This is a genomic window from Streptococcus oralis (assembly GCF_018448765.2).
GTDB lineage: Bacteria > Bacillota > Bacilli > Lactobacillales > Streptococcaceae > Streptococcus > Streptococcus oralis_BM.
In genome coordinates, this window is the sequence record NZ_JAHCMC020000001.1 from 660,845 (window position 1) to 678,031 (window position 17,187).

Annotated in this window: 15 protein-coding genes; 10 read left to right on the forward strand and 5 right to left on the reverse strand. The window is 41.6% G+C overall.

Features of this window, described 5'->3' with window-relative positions; genetic code table 11:
* Window positions 1–31 precede the first annotated feature (31 nt).
* From KIH88_RS03215 to KIH88_RS03235, 5 genes are all read left to right on the forward strand, one after another.
* A complete protein-coding gene (locus KIH88_RS03215) occupies window positions 32–4,543 on the forward strand; it encodes a S8 family serine peptidase (protein WP_213988692.1) in 4,512 nt (1,503 codons plus the stop codon).
* A 318-nt stretch (window positions 4,544–4,861) separates the two neighbouring features.
* Complete coding sequence (locus KIH88_RS03220; RefSeq protein WP_213988691.1) at window positions 4,862–5,233, forward strand: GFA family protein; 372 nt, start codon at window positions 4,862–4,864, stop codon at window positions 5,231–5,233.
* A gap of 35 nt (window positions 5,234–5,268) precedes the next feature.
* Complete coding sequence (gene glyQ, locus KIH88_RS03225; protein WP_213988690.1) at window positions 5,269–6,186, forward strand: glycine--tRNA ligase subunit alpha; 918 nt, start codon at window positions 5,269–5,271, stop codon at window positions 6,184–6,186.
* Between the two features lie 211 nt (window positions 6,187–6,397).
* Window positions 6,398–8,434, forward strand: a complete 2,037-nt coding sequence (gene glyS / locus KIH88_RS03230) for a glycine--tRNA ligase subunit beta (protein WP_213988689.1) — start codon at window positions 6,398–6,400, stop codon at window positions 8,432–8,434.
* Between the two features lie 44 nt (window positions 8,435–8,478).
* Window positions 8,479–8,736, forward strand: coding sequence for a DUF896 family protein (locus KIH88_RS03235; protein ID WP_000377481.1), 258 nt, complete (start codon window positions 8,479–8,481; stop codon window positions 8,734–8,736).
* An 80-nt stretch (window positions 8,737–8,816) separates the two neighbouring features.
* Here KIH88_RS03235 and KIH88_RS03240 read toward each other — a convergent pair whose 3' ends face one another.
* Genes KIH88_RS03240 through KIH88_RS03250 form a run of 3 tightly spaced genes read right to left on the reverse strand, consistent with a single transcriptional unit; the run spans window position 8,817 to window position 11,632 of the window.
* Entirely contained in the window at window positions 8,817–10,061 is a 1,245-nt protein-coding gene (locus tag KIH88_RS03240) for an NAD(P)H-dependent oxidoreductase (protein WP_213988688.1), read from the reverse strand.
* A gap of 17 nt (window positions 10,062–10,078) precedes the next feature.
* Window positions 10,079–10,684, reverse strand: a complete 606-nt coding sequence (locus KIH88_RS03245; RefSeq protein ID WP_000915935.1) for an NADPH-dependent FMN reductase — start codon at window positions 10,682–10,684, stop codon at window positions 10,079–10,081.
* Window positions 10,685–10,702: 18 nt separating this feature from the next.
* Complete coding sequence (locus KIH88_RS03250) at window positions 10,703–11,632, reverse strand: FAD:protein FMN transferase (protein ID WP_318779493.1); 930 nt, start codon at window positions 11,630–11,632, stop codon at window positions 10,703–10,705.
* Window positions 11,633–11,939: 307 nt separating this feature from the next.
* Between KIH88_RS03250 and nox the strand changes: the two genes are divergently transcribed.
* The 3 genes from nox (at window position 11,940) to pdxT (ending at window position 14,929) form a co-directional block, all read left to right on the forward strand.
* Window positions 11,940–13,319 carry a H2O-forming NADH oxidase gene (gene nox / locus KIH88_RS03255; RefSeq protein ID WP_000036760.1) on the forward strand — a complete coding sequence of 460 codons (1,380 nt, stop codon included), beginning with the start codon at window positions 11,940–11,942 and terminating at the stop codon, window positions 13,317–13,319.
* A 152-nt stretch (window positions 13,320–13,471) separates the two neighbouring features.
* The gene (gene pdxS / locus KIH88_RS03260) at window positions 13,472–14,347 is read left to right on the forward strand and encodes a pyridoxal 5'-phosphate synthase lyase subunit PdxS (RefSeq protein WP_084910890.1); all 876 of its coding nucleotides are present in this window, start codon (window positions 13,472–13,474) and stop codon (window positions 14,345–14,347) included.
* Window positions 14,348–14,929 carry a pyridoxal 5'-phosphate synthase glutaminase subunit PdxT gene (gene pdxT, locus KIH88_RS03265; protein WP_213988686.1) on the forward strand — a complete coding sequence of 194 codons (582 nt, stop codon included), beginning with the start codon at window positions 14,348–14,350 and terminating at the stop codon, window positions 14,927–14,929.
* 19 nt (window positions 14,930–14,948) lie between these two features.
* Here the strand turns inward: pdxT and trhA are convergent, their stop codons facing one another.
* Together trhA and KIH88_RS03275 are read right to left on the reverse strand one after the other, a co-directional pair.
* Window positions 14,949–15,596 (reverse strand): PAQR family membrane homeostasis protein TrhA, encoded by a 648-nt coding sequence (trhA, locus tag KIH88_RS03270; RefSeq protein ID WP_001097972.1) that lies wholly within the window; start codon window positions 15,594–15,596, stop codon window positions 14,949–14,951.
* A complete protein-coding gene (locus tag KIH88_RS03275) occupies window positions 15,593–16,039 on the reverse strand; it encodes a DUF1836 domain-containing protein (RefSeq protein ID WP_213988685.1) in 447 nt (148 codons plus the stop codon). Before KIH88_RS03275 ends, trhA begins: the two co-directional genes overlap by 4 nt.
* 134 nt (window positions 16,040–16,173) lie before the next feature.
* On the opposite strand from KIH88_RS03275, the gene KIH88_RS03280 reads away from it, so the two are divergent.
* Window positions 16,174–16,668, forward strand: coding sequence for a GNAT family N-acetyltransferase (locus KIH88_RS03280; protein ID WP_213988684.1), 495 nt, complete (start codon window positions 16,174–16,176; stop codon window positions 16,666–16,668).
* Window positions 16,665–17,180 (forward strand): methylated-DNA--[protein]-cysteine S-methyltransferase, encoded by a 516-nt coding sequence (locus tag KIH88_RS03285; RefSeq protein WP_213988683.1) that lies wholly within the window; start codon window positions 16,665–16,667, stop codon window positions 17,178–17,180. The genes KIH88_RS03280 and KIH88_RS03285 overlap by 4 nt, the downstream gene beginning before the upstream one ends.
* The last annotated feature ends 7 nt before the right edge of the window (window positions 17,181–17,187 follow it).

Here is a 17,187-nt window from a genome sequence, read left to right on the forward strand (position 1 = left end):
AGGTATACTTTAAAGAAAAAGGAGATTATTTATGGATAGACGACAACGTTTTTCATTACGGAAATACAAATTTGGTCTTGCTTCAGTTTTGCTGGGGACTGCTTTGGTTTTTGGGTCGAGTCAAGTCAGTGCCAATGAGCAGAGTACAGGTGAAAATCAAGCTCAAACTCAGGAAATCAAGACAGAGCTAAAAGATGATAAGCACTCAGATTCTTCGACTGACCAAGCCAACACGAATGTGATTGTGCCAGTAGCAGGAGAGAAACAGGAAGTTGAAACTTTTAAAGAGGATACTAGCAAACAAGATGCTAGGGTAGAAGCCCCAGTTGATAAAACTGCCGAATCTCAAGAATCAGGAAAAGATAGCGCAGTTGCAAAAGAAGAAAATCAAGGTGTCGTCCAAAAAGAAAAAACAGTCGATACCAGTACAGCGCCTGCTACTGAGAAGGCTTCTGACTTGGAGAAAAAAGAGGCTCCAGCAACGACAGCTCTTAAAACTACTGGCGAGACAGCAACTACTGAAAAGGAAAAACAAAATGCTGAATCTGCAAAACCCAATAGTCTTTCAAGCAATGATATTATCACAGTACCAAAAACTTGGAAGGCTGGTTACAAGGGGACAGGGACTGTTGTTGCCATTATTGACTCCGGGCTTGATTTGAATCATGAGGTTCTCCGAATTTCGGACCCTTCAAAAGCAAAATTTAAAAATCAGGAAGCCGTTGAAGCAGCTAAAAAGGCTGCTGGAATCGACTACGGTAAATGGTATAGTGATAAGGTTGTCTATGCCTATGACTACTTTGACGGAACAGATAAGATCAAAGAAGCAGAAAGAACTTCTCATGGGATGCACGTAACAGGGATTGCGGCTGGAAACCCTGATAAAGAAGCACCGAATGGTGAAAAGGTCTATGGTGTAGCACCAGAAGCCCAAGTCATGTTTATGCGTGTCTTTTCAGATCGTCAAAAAACGACCAGTTCTGCCCTTTATGTAAAGGCGATTGATGACGCAGTTGCCTTGGGAGCAGATGCTATTAATATGAGTTTGGGATCTAGCACTGGTTCTATGGTGGATGCTGGTTCTGATATCGTGGATGCTATCAAACGTGCCCGTGCCAAGGGAGTTTCTGTTCTTATCTCAGCAGGAAATAGCAATACATTCGGAAATGGTTATTCAAAACCGCTAGCCGAAAACCCAGACTATGGCTTGGTTGGAAATCCATCCACTGTTGAGGATTCGATTTCAGTTGCTTCTGTCAACAATAAAACATTGACGACAGCGGTTTTTGAAGTCAAAGGTCTAGAGGGAAATGCCAGCCTTCATAACGGAAAATTTGATTATAATCAACCCGAGGCAGATAAGGACTTTGAAAAAGGAAAAGAGTATGAATATGTCGAAGCAGGGTTAGGTCGTGAAGAAGACTTTGCGAAGTTGGATTTAACTGGGAAGCTGGCCCTCATTCAGCGTGGAGCCATGAACTTTTCAGAGAAAATCAAAAATGCACGAAAACACGGTGCAGTTGGTGCCTTGATCTACAATAATGTAGAGGGCGCAAACATCAATATGGCTATCGATGATGAAGCAAAGAAAATTCCTTCTGTATTTATTTCTAAACAGTATGGTGAAGCCTTAAAATCAGGAAAATACAAGATTGTTTTTAATGACAAGATGGATAATCGCCCTTCTGATGTAGCCAATCAGCTGTCTGATTTTTCAAGTTGGGGGGTGACTACCGATGGACAATTGAAACCAGACGTAACAGCTCCTGGTGGCAATATCTACTCATCCTTTAATGACAATACCTACGGTAGTATCAGCGGAACCAGTATGGCGGCTCCTCACGTTACGGGTGTTGCAGTTTTGGTTAAGGAATACCTGCAAAAACATCATCCAGAATTGACTCCTGAGCAAGTATCAGAGACTGTCAAGGCCTTGATCATGTCAACTGCAAAACCACATGTTAATAAGGAAACAGGCACTTATACCTCTCCTCGTCAGCAAGGTTCTGGGATTGTAGATACAGCTGCTGCAGTCTCAACAGACCTCTATGTAACGGGTGAAAATGGTTATCCAAGTGTGACTTTAGGAAATGTGGGAGATCAATTTACTTTTAAGGTCACTGTACACAATATTTCAGATACTGACCGTACTCTCAAGATGGTAGTGAATACCAATACAGACGAAGTCCAAGATGGGAAATTCACCCTTCGACCTCGAAAACTAACGGAGACAGTCTGGCCTGAAGTGACGGTCAAAGCTCACAGCAGTCAAACAGTCACTGTTAAAGTGGATGCTCGAAAATTTGCTGCTGAACTCAGCAAACAAATGCCAAATGGCTATTTCCTTGAAGGTTTCGTTCGATTTGTAGATCCAGCGGATGATGGGGATGTTGTTAGTCTTGCATTTATGGGCTTCCGAGGTGAATTCCAAAATCTTCCTGCTGTCGAAAAACCAATTTACAATCTTGTCCGAGAAGGAAAAAATGGATTTTACACAGAAGTAGACAAGGAAAATCCTGCAGTTAATTACTCTAATGATGCGAGCTATCTAGCAAGCTTGCAAAATGATCTTCTTGTTTCTCAAGGTCAACGCCAAGGACGCAGAATTACCGTTCTTGGGATAGAACAAAATGCTGAAGGTAAACATGTTCTTCAGTTGGACGAAAAAGGGAATGTCCGTATTGCTATTTCTCCAAACGATGATGGAAACAAAGATCTGGTTGAATACAAAACGGTTACTTTGAGAAATCTTGTAAATCTTCGGGCTACAGTTTATGCGGCTACGGATACCAAGCATGAACATTCTATTTGGGAGGGCGATGCAAAGGATCTCCGTAAGAATTATTTTGATGGAGACAGTAGAAATCTGAAGAGTTATATTCTTGATAATACTGCTTGGAGAGGTCGGGATTTTAATGGTAATACCGTAGCGGATGGTTTATATGACTATGTTATCAGTTATACACCGGACGTTCCAGGAGCTAAAGAACAATACACGACTTTTAAAATTCAAATTGACACTCAAAAACCTGTCATCACAAGTGGTTATATTCGCTTTAAAGATGGAAATCAAGAATTCGTAGCTCGCAAACCAAAAGACGTTGGTCAAGGTGGTATCCTTTCAGAAAAAGTCTTCTACCTCACACCATTTGACCAAAAAGGGACCATGGTTCTAACTGGAAAGGACCAGTCTGGAACGCGTGCGTTTGAAAATATCCATCTGATTAAGGCCAATGCTGATGGTAGTTATACACTTCCTAAGGATGTTGACAAGGCTAATATTTACTATCTTGTAGAGGACTATGCAGGGAATGTAGACTATATCTCGCTTGCTGAACTTGTGCGCGATCAAAATAGTGGTCGAGTGAAAATCGCCTTGAAGGATGCGAAAACAAACCAAGATATTGATACCCTCTATGTCTATCGAATCAAAAATAGCAAGGGACAATATGTCGATGTCGACAAGTCAAAAGCGATTCATTTCTTACAGTTTGGTCATTATACAGCAGAAATTTTCAGTTATGACCGAACAGAATTGAAATTTATCAGTGCCTTGTCCCAAGAGTTTGACCTGACGGAAGAAAATAGTTTCCAAACCATTACCTTCCTAGCAAATCTCCTAGAGTATGCTCCGGTATCTGTTTCCTTCAATCAAGCCGTTCCAAAGATGACTACAGTAGTTCTGAAAGGTGAAGATGGTACAAGGATAACTCTTCCTGCTGAAAAATATGGTCAATACGCCTTTGGTAAGAAAGTTGCTACAGGTCGTTATGCTGTAGAGATCGGCTTACCGACTGGATATGAACTCCTTGAAAATCTCGTTTCCTTGCTCGTTCAGCCCGGTCGAAATAATACTTTGCGCCTATCTGTGGTGTCTAAGTTGGCCTTGCTTGCTGTGGTAAATCAACAAAAAGAACTAGTAGAAACGTCTCGTTACTTTAATAGTAGTGCAGATAAGAGAAAAGCTTATGACCAAGCTTTCCAAGTGGCGCGGTCAGCCTTGTCAAGCAAGTTGAAACAAGAATTGATTGATGGAGTTCTCGCTAGTCTTGAAGCTGCTGGTAAGGCTTTGGATGGAAAAGATTCGAACGTCGCAGCCTTAAAAGAAGCCATGAAAGCTTACTATGCAACGACGAAAACTGGACGATATGCCAATGCCAAGGAAAAAGTACGTCGAGCTTATGATCGTGCCTTCCAAGAAATTGCTTTACTCGCTGTGGACCCTAAAGTCAAACAGGACCAAATTGACCAATCTCTTATTGCCCTAGCTACTGCTAAAAGCAAACTAAATGGCAAGGCCACAGACTTCTCTAGTCTAAAGAAACTAGTCAAGGATGAACGTCTCTTCCAAGAAAAGAATGCGAGATTTATCTATGCAGATAAGAAAGAAAAAGCAGCTTATCTTCTAGTCTTTAAAGAAGCGCAGGAACTCCTTAAAGACCCAGGAGCGAGCCAAGAAGATGTCAAAGATGCCATTACAGCATTGAAACAAGCCAAGAGAAATCTGCATGGCAAAAAACCAAAAGCAAGAAGACATCCTTAAACAGGACTTTCTGAAGCTTTACTGATAAATGAGTCTGGAACTTTGTTTTCAGACTCATTTTTGGTTTACACTAGCTAGAAAATCTGCTATAATACTAGCTAGGAAAGAAAGTCTTATGGCGTTCTTCAAGCGAACTTGGGATAGTGGGAGCCGAGTAGGACAAGGTAAGAAACAGGCGCTTTCTGTCGTATTTTTTAAAAACAATGAAGTAATAAATTAGGGTGGAACCGCGTTTCTGACGCCCCTAGTCGCAAGGCTTGGGTGTTGAAATTCGGTTCTTTTTGAATTTGATCTAATACCTAAGTGGAAAGGAGCATAATGATTAAAGGATCTTGTTTATGTAAAGCAGTCGCCTACACTTTAGATGAAGAATTGTCGGAAATAGTTTTTTGCCATTGCTCATTCTGTCGGAAAGTAACTGCGTCAGCCTACACAGTTAATGCCAAAGTTAGCAGCAAAAATCTAGTATTGTATGGAAAAGAAAATTTGGTTACCTATAGTTCATCTCCAGGGAAACAACGTTATTACTGCCAGAACTGTCACAGTCAAATTTTCACTGCTCAAGAAAATATACCGGAAGTCTGTGCTTTGAAATTAGGAACAATAGATGAATGCGATCAGAATTTACAAACTGTTCCCAAACGTCATATTTTTCAGGACCCAGCTTTTTCTTGGTTGCTTGATGAATAAAGCTAAAAAGATAATATAAATTAAAGGAGTAAACAATGTCTAAGAAATTAACATTTCAAGAAATTATTTTGACTTTGCAACAATTTTGGAATGACCAAGGTTGTATGCTTATGCAGGCTTATGACAATGAAAAAGGTGCGGGGACGATGAGTCCTTACACTTTCCTTCGTGCTATCGGACCTGAGCCATGGAATGCAGCTTATGTAGAGCCATCACGTCGTCCTGCTGACGGTCGATACGGGGAAAACCCTAACCGTCTATACCAACATCACCAATTCCAAGTAGTGATGAAGCCTTCTCCATCAAATATCCAAGAGCTTTACCTTGAGTCTTTGGAAAAATTGGGTATCAATCCTTTGGAGCACGATATTCGTTTCGTTGAGGACAACTGGGAAAATCCATCAACTGGATCAGCTGGTCTTGGATGGGAAGTTTGGCTTGATGGGATGGAAATTACTCAGTTCACTTATTTCCAACAAGTTGGTGGATTGGCAACTGGCCCTGTGACTGCGGAAGTTACCTATGGTTTGGAACGTTTGGCTTCTTACATTCAAGAAGTGGGCTCTGTCTATGATATTGAGTGGGCCGATGGCGTAAAATATGGAGAAATCTTCATCCAGCCTGAGTACGAGCACTCAAAATATTCATTTGAAATTTCGGACCAAGAAATGTTGCTTGAAAACTTTGATAAGTTTGAAAAAGAAGCTGGTCGTGCCTTGGAAGAAGGCTTGGTACACCCTGCCTATGACTATGTTCTCAAATGTTCACACACCTTTAATCTGCTTGATGCGCGTGGTGCCGTATCTGTAACCGAGCGCGCAGGCTATATCGCTCGTATCCGTAACTTGGCCCGTGTCGTAGCCAAAACCTTTGTCGCAGAACGCAAACGCCTAGGCTACCCACTTTTGGATGAAGAAACACGAGCTAAACTCTTAGCAGAAGACGCAGAATAAAGAGAGTGACAAATTACGAAAATGGGCGAACAGAGTGAGCCCTGAGCCAGTTGCCGCAGTGATGAAGGTATCCTTAGTGAAGCTAAGGATACTAGGCAAAATTGGAGACTTTTGGCTCCAATTTTAGCAATGAAACAACGAAGTTGGTTGCTTGCGTGCCAATCACATAAGGCAAACTGGAAAATAAAAAGATATTTTTCGGAGAAAAAACATGACAAAAAACTTATTAGTAGAACTCGGTCTTGAAGAGTTACCAGCCTACGTAGTAACTCCAAGTGAAAAACAACTAGGTGAAAAAATGGCAGCCTTCCTCAAAGAAAATCGTCTTTCCTTTGAAGCCATTCAAACCTTCTCAACACCACGTCGTTTGGCTGTTCGTGTGACTGGGCTTGCAGACAAACAGTCTGATTTGACAGAAGATTTCAAGGGACCAGCAAAGAAAATTGCCTTGGATGGTGATGGAAACTTCACCAAAGCAGCTCAAGGATTTGTCCGTGGGAAAGGCTTGACAGTTGAAGATATTGAATTCCGTGAAATCAAGGGTGAAGAATATGTCTATGTTACCAAGGAAGAAGTGGGCCAACCAGTTGAGAACATTGTTCCTAGTGTTGTAGATGTCTTGAAGTCACTGACTTTCCCTGTCAGCATGCACTGGGCTAACAATACTTTTGAATATATCCGCCCTGTACACACTTTGACAGTTCTCTTGGACGAGCAAGAGTTTGACTTGGATTTCCTTGATATCAAGGGCGGTCGTGTGAGTCGCGGCCATCGTTTCTTGGGACAAGAAACTAAGATTCAGTCAGCATTGAGCTATGAAGAAGACCTTCGTAAACAATTTGTAATTGCGGATCCACGTGAACGTGAGCAAATGATTGTTGACCAAATCAAGGCAATCGAAGCTGAACATGGTGTACGTATCGAAATTGATGCTGACTTGCTCAATGAAGTCTTGAACTTGGTTGAATACCCAACTGCCTTTATGGGAAGTTTTGATGCCAAATACCTTGAAGTTCCAGAAGAAGTTTTGGTGACTTCGATGAAGGAGCACCAACGTTACTTCGTTGTTCGTGATCAAGACGGTAAACTTCTGCCAAACTTCATTTCTGTTCGTAACGGAAACGCAGAGCATTTGGAAAATGTTATCAAGGGTAATGAAAAAGTCTTGGTAGCACGCTTGGAAGATGGAGAATTCTTCTGGCGTGAAGACCAAAAATTGATGATTTCTGATCTTGTTGAAAAATTGAACCATGTGACCTTCCATGAAAAGATTGGTTCCCTTCGTGAACACATGATTCGTACAGGTCAGATTGCCGTCCTTTTGGCGGAAAAAGCTGGTTTATCAGTGGATGAAACGATTGATCTTGCCCGCGCAGCATCCATTTACAAGTTTGACTTGTTGACAGGGATGGTTGGTGAGTTTGATGAACTCCAAGGAATTATGGGTGAGAAATATGCCCTTCTTGCTGGGGAAACTCCAGCAGTTGCGGCTGCCATTCGTGAACACTACATGCCTACATCAGCGGACGGAGCTCTCCCAGAGAGCAAGATTGGAGCCATTCTAGCCATTGCAGACAAATTGGATACGATTTTGAGTTTCTTCTCAGTGGGCTTGATTCCATCAGGTTCTAATGATCCTTATGCCCTTCGTCGTGCAACTCAAGGTGTAGTTCGTATCTTGGATGCTTTTGGTTGGCACATTGCTATGGATGAGCTGATTGATAGCCTTTATGCTTTGAAATTTGATAGCTTGACTTATGAAAATAAAGCAGAGGTCATGGACTTTATCAAGGCTCGTGTCGATAAGATGATGGGTTCAACTCCAAAAGACATTAAGGAAGCAGTCCTTGCAAGTTCGAACTTTGTCGTGGCGGATATGTTGGAAGCAGCAAGTGCTCTTGTAGAAGCAAGCAAGGAAGAAAACTTCAAACCGTCTGTCGAATCTCTCTCTCGTGCTTTTAATTTGGCTGAGAAAGCGGAAGGATCTGAAACAGTTGACCCTGCTCTCTTTGAAAATGAAGAAGAGAAAGCCTTGGCGGAAGCAGTAGAATCACTCGTTTTATCAGGGACTGCAAGTCAGCAATTAGAACAACTCTTTGCGCTTAGTCCAGTTATTGATGCTTTCTTTGAGAATACTATGGTAATGACCGATGATCAAGATATTCGTCAAAATCGATTGGCCATCTTGTCGCAATTAACCAAGAAAGCAGCTAAGCTTGCACGCTTTAACCAAATCAATACCAAGTAGATTCTCTATTAAACGAACTGTATCTTTTTACAAAGGAGATAAACATGGATTCAAAAAAAATCGCTCGTATCAACGAGCTCGCTAAAAAGAAAAAAACAGAAGGCTTAACTTCTGCTGAAAAAGTGGAACAAGCTAAACTTCGTGAGGAATACATTGAAGGCTATCGTCGTGCTGTTCGTCACCATATTGAAGGAATTAAAATTGTGGACGAGGAAGGAAATGACGTAACGCCAGAAAAACTACGCCAAGTGCAACGTGAAAAAGGTTTACATGGTCGTAGTTTGGATGATCCTAACTCATAAAATGAAAGGGGTTTGTAGATGATTTACAATCCCCTTTTCTGTTGTAATAAAAAAGGAGCATTTGGCTCCTTTTGTGTTTCTTAGTTACTTGCGCCAGAAGTAGCGTCTGCGCCACCACCGTGGCCTCCAGCGTCACCTGAATCAGAAGCACCAGAAGTAGCATCAGCATCTCCATGACCTCCGGCAGCAGGAGCAAAAGGTCCACTACCACCTACCAAACGTTGACCAGTCTCTTTTAGGTACCAGTCAAGCCATGGTTGGAAGTTAAAGACGATTTCATTGATTCCAGCGTATGATCCATCAGGATAGTACATCGCTTGGTAGTTGTGGGTGTTGATGACACCTGCAGGAGAACCTGGAACGATCGTACGGACGTATTCTTGGTTTCCGTTACGAAGTGTTCCGATAACCCACTCTACATTCTTCATACGTGCTGGTGGAAGAGATCCATGAACAGTCGACATACGGTTACCTGATTGAGGTGGTACACGTTTGGCAAACATGGTGTCTGGATCTTGGTGAGCGTTATTGTAGTAGAGGAATTGGTTGTTATCATCAGCGTATGTCAATTCAAATGGCATAGCTTTCAAGAACATATCAATTTGGTTAACTGTCAGGATACCGTGGTCCAGTTTGACATAGGTATCACCAGAAACAGCTCCAGTGATTGCAGCAACTTTTTCTACCCATTCTGGATCGTCAGGATCAACTTCTGTGATGGTTGTAGCAATTGGTTTTCCACAATCCAAGTCTTCTGGTTCGATTGGTTTTGGTTTTTTCAATTTCGAAACGACTCCTACGTATTTTACAAAGTTATCTAAGCAAGTTTCAAGGAATTTAACAGTTCCTTCGTTGGTGATGTTTCCATTGTTATCAAAAGCTTCCTTAGCTTTACCAAGAAGGAATTCGTTACCTGGAAGTGTGTAGGCATTGACACCTGGAGCATCAAGGATTTTACGAAGGTGAACTTGGGCACGTGATGTTCCTTGGTCATAATATGATGCACCCACAATCATAACAGGCTTGTTTTCAAATGGATGAACTTCGTATGAAAGCCATTCAAGTACAGATTTGAGAGAAGCTGAGATAGTGTGGTTGTGCTCAGGAGTGGCGATAATGACACCATCAGCACGTGTAATCTTGTTATACAAGAAACGCAATTGGAAGTTTTCGTCCCATTTTTCGTCTTGGTTAAACATTGGAACTTCGTCGATTTCAAGGACTTCTAATTCAAATTTGAATTTGAAATTGCGACGGATAAATTCCAAGAGTTTGCGGTTATATGATTGATCGTAGTTTGATCCAACAAGTCCAACAAATTTCATTCTTTCGGTCTCCTATCTTACAAATTTTCCCAGTCAAATTCTTCTGCATCTTTGCGAAGCAATTCTTGCGCATTGCGCAATTTTTCAGTAATCTTCACAAAGATACGGAAGTCATCAAAGATGGCATCCAATTTCTTGATGACGTCAAGGTCAACCAAGTCACCACTTGGGTTAAATGCTTGAAGAGAGTGTGAGAGCAAGAATTCATCTGGTAGAACATTTGCCTTAATTTCAGGAGCATTCAAGATTTGACGAAGTTGCAATTGGGCACGAGATGAACCAAGTGTACCGTATGAAGCACCAGTGATCATGATTGGTTTGTTCAAAAGTGGGTAGATACCGTAAGATAGCCAAGCAAGAGCGCTCATCAAAACTGCAGGGATAGAGTGGTCGTACTCAGGAGTACCGATAATCACACCGTCAGCCTCTTCAATTTTAGCTGCAATCTCAAGAATTTCAGCTGGAAGTTGCTTATCTGCTGGTTTGTTGAAAACAGGGATATCCTTGATTTCAACGAGTTCAATTTCAGCTTTATCTGCAAAGTGTTTTTGCATGTATTGGAGCAATTGGCGGTTTGTAGAACGTTTAGAGTTCGTTCCAACAATGGCAATAAGTTTTAGCATGAGATTTCCTTTCTCTTTTTACATAATACAATTTTGAAGGCCTGAAGAACATGCAAGGTGTCCTTCTTTGTCGATGAGGATGGCTTCAATACCATCTATACTTTCGACTTGCCAGAGGATAGAAGCGCTTCGCTCTCCGAATAGGCGAGTTGTCCAAATCTCACCATCAACGGATTTATCAGATACGATCGTTAGGCTAGCGAGATCGGTTTCGACAGGGAATCCTGTCTTACTATCAAAGATATGGTGATAGTCTTTTCCATCTACTGTCAGGTGGCGTTCATAGATACCTGAAGTGACAACGGATTTGTTAGAAGCAGGGATGGTTAGGAGATGATTGCCACGAGGATTTTGCGGATCTTGAATACCGATTTGCCAGGCTTTCCCTTCTTTGGCTTGGTTATTCCCGATGGTGAGGACATTTCCTCCGAGGTTGATCAAGGCAGAGGTGACACCGTGTGTTTTCAAATACTGGGCAACCTTATCTGCACTATAGCCCTTGGCTAAACAACCTAAATCAAGCTTCATTCCTTTCTTCTCTAAAAAAATAGTAGAGTTAGTCGGATCCAACTTGATAAAATGCGGGTTAACTAGGGGCAAGACAGCTTCAATTTCGTTTAACTCTGGAAGTCGCGCATCTGCAAATCCGATTCGCCAGGTTTGAATCAAGGGACCGATACTGATATTTAGATGGCTAGAGGGAGCTAGGCTATGCTCCAGTCCAAGAGCAATCAGTTCAAATAGGTCAGGATGAACCTTAACAGGTGTGATTCCAGCCTGGTAGTTGATTTCCATCAGTTCGGATTCTTGACTGTTGGCGTTAAAGCGGTATTCGAGCTCCTTGAGCAAATCAAAAGCGCCCTGAAGAAGGATTTCTGCCCGCTCATCTACTAATGAAATCATGATAGTTGTTCCCATTAGCCGTTCAGAACGTGAATGAAGAGGCAAGCTACCAGCTCCTTTCTCTTTATAGGAAATCATTCAATATAAGTTGGTTAAAGAAAAATTAAACCCCTTACATTTTCTTTCCATGTAACTAGCATACCATAAAGTCAGCGTTTTCACAAATGGATTTTGACAAAAAGTCAAGAAATATGCTCAAAATTAGCATGAAAACGATAGAAAAATAAGGTTTGTTAATATTAAGTGTATTTTTTTCTGAAAAAAAGAGAATTCTGAGCAAATACCTTGTAAACGCTAACAGTAAATGATATACTAGAAAAGTAAATCAAAAATTAAAGGTAGGAATTTTTCTATGAGTAAAATTGTTGTAGTTGGTGCTAACCACGCTGGTACAGCTTGTATTAATACGATGTTGGATAACTTTGGTCATGAGAACGAAATCGTAGTATTTGACCAAAACTCAAATATTTCATTCCTTGGTTGTGGAATGGCGCTTTGGATCGGGGAACAAATTGATGGCCCAGAAGGTCTCTTCTACTCTGATAAAGAAAAATTGGAAGCAAAAGGTGCTAAAATTTACATGAACTCACCAGTTCTTTCAATTGACTACGATAATAAAGTTGTGACTGCAGAAGTTGAAGGTAAAGAACACAAAGAGTCTTATGATAAATTGATCTTTGCGACAGGTTCAACTCCAATATTGCCTCCAATCGAAGGTGTAGAAATCGTTAAAGGTAACCGCGAATTCAAAGCAACACTTGAAAATGTTCAATTTGTTAAGTTGTACCAAAATGCAGAAGAGGTTATCGAAAAACTTGCTGACAAGAGCAAACACCTTGAGCGCATTGCCGTTGTTGGTGGTGGTTACATCGGTGTTGAGCTGGCTGAAGCTTTCGAACGTCTTGGAAAAGAAGTGGTGCTTGTTGATATCGTAGACACTGTTTTGAACGGCTACTATGACAAAGACTTCACCCAAATGATGGCGAAGAACTTGGAAGACCACAACATCCGCTTGGCGCTTGGTCAAACAGTTAAAGCCATCCAAGGTGACGGTAAAGTTGAACGCTTGGTAACAGACAAAGAAACATTTGATGTAGATATGGTAGTTCTTGCTGTTGGTTTCCGTCCAAACACAGCTCTTGCTGACGGTAAGATTGAACTCTTCCGTAACGGTGCCTTCCTTGTAGACAAGAAACAAGAAACATCTATCCCAGGTGTATACGCTGTTGGTGACTGTGCGACTGTTTATGACAATGCTCGTAAAGACACTAGCTACATCGCTCTTGCATCTAACGCTGTACGTACTGGTATCGTTGGTGCTTACAATGCTTGTGGACATGAATTGGAAGGAATCGGTGTGCAAGGATCAAACGGTATTTCAATCTATGGTCTTCACATGGTTTCAACTGGTTTGACTCTTGAAAAAGCAAAAGCAGCAGGTTACAATGCAACTGAAACTGGCTTTAATGATCTTCAAAAACCAGAATTTATGAAGCATGACAACCACGAAGTTGCCATCAAGATTGTCTTTGATAAAGACAGTCGCGAAATCCTTGGTGCACAAATGGTTTCACATGATGCTGCAATTAGTATGGGAATCCACATGTTCTCACTTGCTATCCAAGAGCATGTGACAATTGATAAATTGGCTTTGACAGACCTATTCTTCTTGCCACACTTCAACAAACCATACAACTACATCACAATGGCTGCACTTACAGCTGAAAAATAACAATAGCTGAGCTATCTGGCCTTAAGTTAAGGTCAGATAGTTTTTTTAATCCATCTGTACCCAGACAGTTGTTGTTTTTCTATCTTGTACTTCATTCTAATCTGGCTTAAAATGAAATGGTAGCTACCAATACAAATGATGAGGATTAAGAAATGACTGAAAATCGTTATGAACTAAATAAAAACTTGGCACAGATGCTCAAAGGTGGGGTTATCATGGACGTTCAGAACCCTGAACAGGCTCGTATCGCAGAGGCTGCTGGTGCGGCAGCTGTTATGGCCTTGGAACGGATTCCAGCTGATATTCGTGCAGCTGGTGGAGTTTCTCGTATGAGTGATCCAAAGATGATTAAGGAAATCCAAGAAGCAGTCAGTATTCCAGTGATGGCCAAGGTCAGAATCGGGCATTTTGTTGAAGCTCAGATTTTAGAGGCTATTGAGATTGACTATATCGATGAGAGTGAAGTGCTGTCTCCAGCAGACGATCGTTTCCATGTGGACAAGAAAGAATTCCAAGTTCCTTTTGTCTGTGGAGCTAAGGATTTGGGTGAAGCCTTGCGTCGTATCGCTGAGGGAGCTTCCATGATTCGGACAAAAGGAGAACCGGGTACAGGAGATGTCGTCCAAGCCGTTCGCCATATGCGTATGATGAATCAAGAAATTCGCCGCATTCAAAACCTCCGTGAAGATGAGCTCTATGTGGCTGCCAAGGACTTGCAAGTCCCTGTTGAATTAGTCCAATACGTCCACCAACATGGAAAATTACCAGTTGTCAACTTCGCAGCCGGAGGTGTGGCAACACCAGCAGATGCTGCGCTGATGATGCAATTGGGAGCAGAGGGTGTCTTTGTCGGTTCAGGTATTTTCAAATCAGGAGACCCTGTTAAACGAGCAAGTGCTATTGTTAAAGCCGTAACCAACTACCAAAATCCTCAAATTTTGGCTCAAATCTCTGAAGACCTAGGGGAAGCCATGGTTGGAATCAATGAGAATGAAATCCAAATTCTCATGGCTGAGCGAGGAAAATAGATGAAAATTGGAATATTGGCCTTGCAAGGCGCCTTTGAAGAGCATGCAAAAGTGCTAGAAAAGTTAGGTGTTGCTAGTATCGAAATCAGAAATTTAGAGGATTTTCAACAACATCAGAGTGACTTGTCCGGTTTGATTTTGCCTGGTGGAGAATCTACAACCATGGGGAAACTCTTGCGTGACCAGAACATGTTGATTCCTCTAAGAGGAGCTATTCTCAATGGCTTACCAGTCTTTGGAACCTGTGCGGGTTTGATTTTGTTGGCTAAGGAAATTACTTCTCAGGAAGAAAGTCATCTAGCGACTATGGATATAGTAGTAGAGCGTAATGCTTATGGACGCCAACTAGGAAGCTTCTATACAGAGGCAGAATGTAAGGGAGTTGGCAAGATTCCCATGACCTTTATCCGTGGTCCGATTATCAGTAGTCTTGGAGAGGATGTGGAAATCCTAGCAACAGTTGATGATCAAATCGTTGCTGCGCAAGAAAAAAATATGCTGGTAACCTCTTTTCATCCAGAATTGACAGATGATGCTCGCTTGCACCAGTATTTTATCAATATGTGTAAAGAAAAAAGTTGAGAAAAGATTCTCAACTTTTTTACATGTAATAAACAATCGCGATATATTGGAGTGCAGATGCTGCTAGGATAAAGAGATGCCAAATCATGTGGAAATAAGGCTTTTTCTTGGCGTAAAATCCAGCTCCAACTGTATAACAGAGTCCGCCAGTTACCATGAGACTCCAGAAAATTGGCGTTGTTTGACTGATAATGGCAGGAATGATAGCCAGAACCAACCAGCCCATAATCAGGTAAAGGGCAAGACTGAATTTCTCATTGACCTTTTTAGCAAAGATTTTATAGAGGATGCCAAAGATGGTCGTTCCCCACTGAATGGCAATGATCAGATAGCCAAACCAGTTATTCATCAAAGTCAAGACGACCGGCGTATAAGAGCCTGCGATAGCTACGTAAATCATAGAATGGTCGATGATTCGTAAGACGTATTTGTGGGTCGAACCATAGGCCATAGAGTGGTAAATGGTTGACGAGAGGAACATGAGAAAGAGACTGATAACAAAGATAGAAACACCAAAAGATGATAAAAATCCATGTGCTTCATAACTATAGGTGGATGAAATAGGGAGTAGGATGAGCATGATAACGGCACCTACAGCATGGGTCACGCTATTAGCAATCTCCTCTCCAAAACTGAGTTTTTTACTGAGCTTTAGGCTGGTGTTCATTGGATTTCCTCCTCTTCTTTGATAAGGATTAAGTCTAGAGTTTGATGATAGAGTTTAACCGTTTGACAGCTAGTTTGGATAATAGGATTTTCTGGATCAACCCCATGGTTCATGTAGTCCACAAAAGCGTCGTAGAGCTGGTCTGAGCTCGCTTGAGTTTGCAGAGTATTAAGGGTCTGAGCGATTTCTTGGATCGAAAAGACAGACTTGAGAGTGGTGATGGCAATCAAACGGGCGATCTGTTTGCGTTTGTATTTTTTCTTGTCTGGCTTTGTCAGGTAACCATGTTTGACATAGTTATTGACCATAGATGCTGTTAGTCTCTTGTCCTTATCTGGAGAGATAGGGGCACAGACCTGATTGACATAAAGTAAAACTTGATCCAGATAGAGGTCAATGTTTGGAATGTCTTCCCATTTTGGGTAGGAAAAGTTAGAATTCATTTCCAACTCCTTTTTATCTAGTTTTAACAACTAGATTATAAAATAATAAAAAACAAAAGTCAAGTTTCAACTGCTTGTAGAAAGCTTTAAATTATGCTATGATGAGAGAAAATAGTTAGAAATGAGGGGAAGAGATGGAGATTCGTTTAGCCTTTCCAAACGAAGTAGATGCGATTATGCAGGTGATGGAGGATGCCAAAAAGTGTTTAGCCAAGTCTGGTAGCGACCAGTGGCAAAATGGCTATCCAAATGCCGACATCATTATTGATGATATCATCTCTGGTCAAGCCTATGTGGCCTTGGAAGAGGGAGAACTGTTAGCCTATGCTGCTGTGACCAAGAGCCCAGAGGAAGCCTATGAAGCCATTTATGAAGGAAGTTGGCAGGGGGAAGAATCAGAATATCTGGTCTTTCACCGTATCGCTGTGGCAGCAGATGTCCAAGGGCAGGGAGTTGCTCAGACTTTCCTAGAAGGCTTGATTGAAGGATTTGATTACCTAGATTTTCGTTCAGATACACATGTTGAAAACAAGGCCATGCAGCATATCTTTGAAAAACTTAGATTTAGTCAGGTCGGAAAAGTTCCAGTTGATGGAGAACGCTTGGCCTATCAGAAATTAAAAAAATGAAGCAGAAAAAGTACGCAAAAATGCTCTACCCGTCGCCAATTGGGACCTTATCCTTAGTTGCTGACAAGCAATATCTGTATGGAATTTGGGTGCAGGACCAAACTCATTTTGAGAGGGGATTAGGGGATGAAACGATAGAAGAAGTTGGTAGCCATCCTGTATTAGAGCAAGTTATTTCCTATTTAGATACCTATTTCGAAGGCAGTGTTCAGGATCTATCTGACTTACCTTTGGCTCCTATTGGAACAGATTTTGAAAAGCGAGTCTGGACTTACTTACAGGCCATTCCTTATGGTCAAACAGTAACTTACGGACAAATAGCTCAAGATCTGCAAGTGGCTTCTGCCCAAGCGATTGGCGGAGCAGTGGGGCGTAATCCTTGGTCCATCCTCGTACCCTGTCACCGTGTGCTGGGATCAGGCAATCGTCTGACAGGCTATGCATCTGGAGTCGAAAAGAAAGCCTGGCTCTTGCAACATGAAGGTGTAGTATTTCAAGAAAATAAAAAATAGAAAGAAA

Coding starts and splice junctions, on each gene's coding strand:
- glyS (WP_213988689.1), top strand. CDS start 6,398: ATGACAAAAAACTTATTAGTAGAACTCGGTCTTGAAGAGTTACCAGCC.
- KIH88_RS03280 (WP_213988684.1), top strand. CDS start 16,174: ATGGAGATTCGTTTAGCCTTTCCAAACGAAGTAGATGCGATTATGCAG.
- nox (WP_000036760.1), top strand. CDS start 11,940: ATGAGTAAAATTGTTGTAGTTGGTGCTAACCACGCTGGTACAGCTTGT.
- KIH88_RS03240 (WP_213988688.1), bottom strand. CDS start 10,061: ATGAAATTTGTTGGACTTGTTGGATCAAACTACGATCAATCATATAAC.
- KIH88_RS03245 (WP_000915935.1), bottom strand. CDS start 10,684: ATGCTAAAACTTATTGCCATTGTTGGAACGAACTCTAAACGTTCTACA.
- KIH88_RS03220 (WP_213988691.1), top strand. CDS start 4,862: ATGATTAAAGGATCTTGTTTATGTAAAGCAGTCGCCTACACTTTAGAT.
- glyQ (WP_213988690.1), top strand. CDS start 5,269: ATGTCTAAGAAATTAACATTTCAAGAAATTATTTTGACTTTGCAACAA.
- trhA (WP_001097972.1), bottom strand. CDS start 15,596: ATGAACACCAGCCTAAAGCTCAGTAAAAAACTCAGTTTTGGAGAGGAG.
- KIH88_RS03235 (WP_000377481.1), top strand. CDS start 8,479: ATGGATTCAAAAAAAATCGCTCGTATCAACGAGCTCGCTAAAAAGAAA.
- pdxT (WP_213988686.1), top strand. CDS start 14,348: ATGAAAATTGGAATATTGGCCTTGCAAGGCGCCTTTGAAGAGCATGCA.
- KIH88_RS03275 (WP_213988685.1), bottom strand. CDS start 16,039: ATGAATTCTAACTTTTCCTACCCAAAATGGGAAGACATTCCAAACATT.
- KIH88_RS03285 (WP_213988683.1), top strand. CDS start 16,665: ATGAAGCAGAAAAAGTACGCAAAAATGCTCTACCCGTCGCCAATTGGG.
- KIH88_RS03215 (WP_213988692.1), top strand. CDS start 32: ATGGATAGACGACAACGTTTTTCATTACGGAAATACAAATTTGGTCTT.
- pdxS (WP_084910890.1), top strand. CDS start 13,472: ATGACTGAAAATCGTTATGAACTAAATAAAAACTTGGCACAGATGCTC.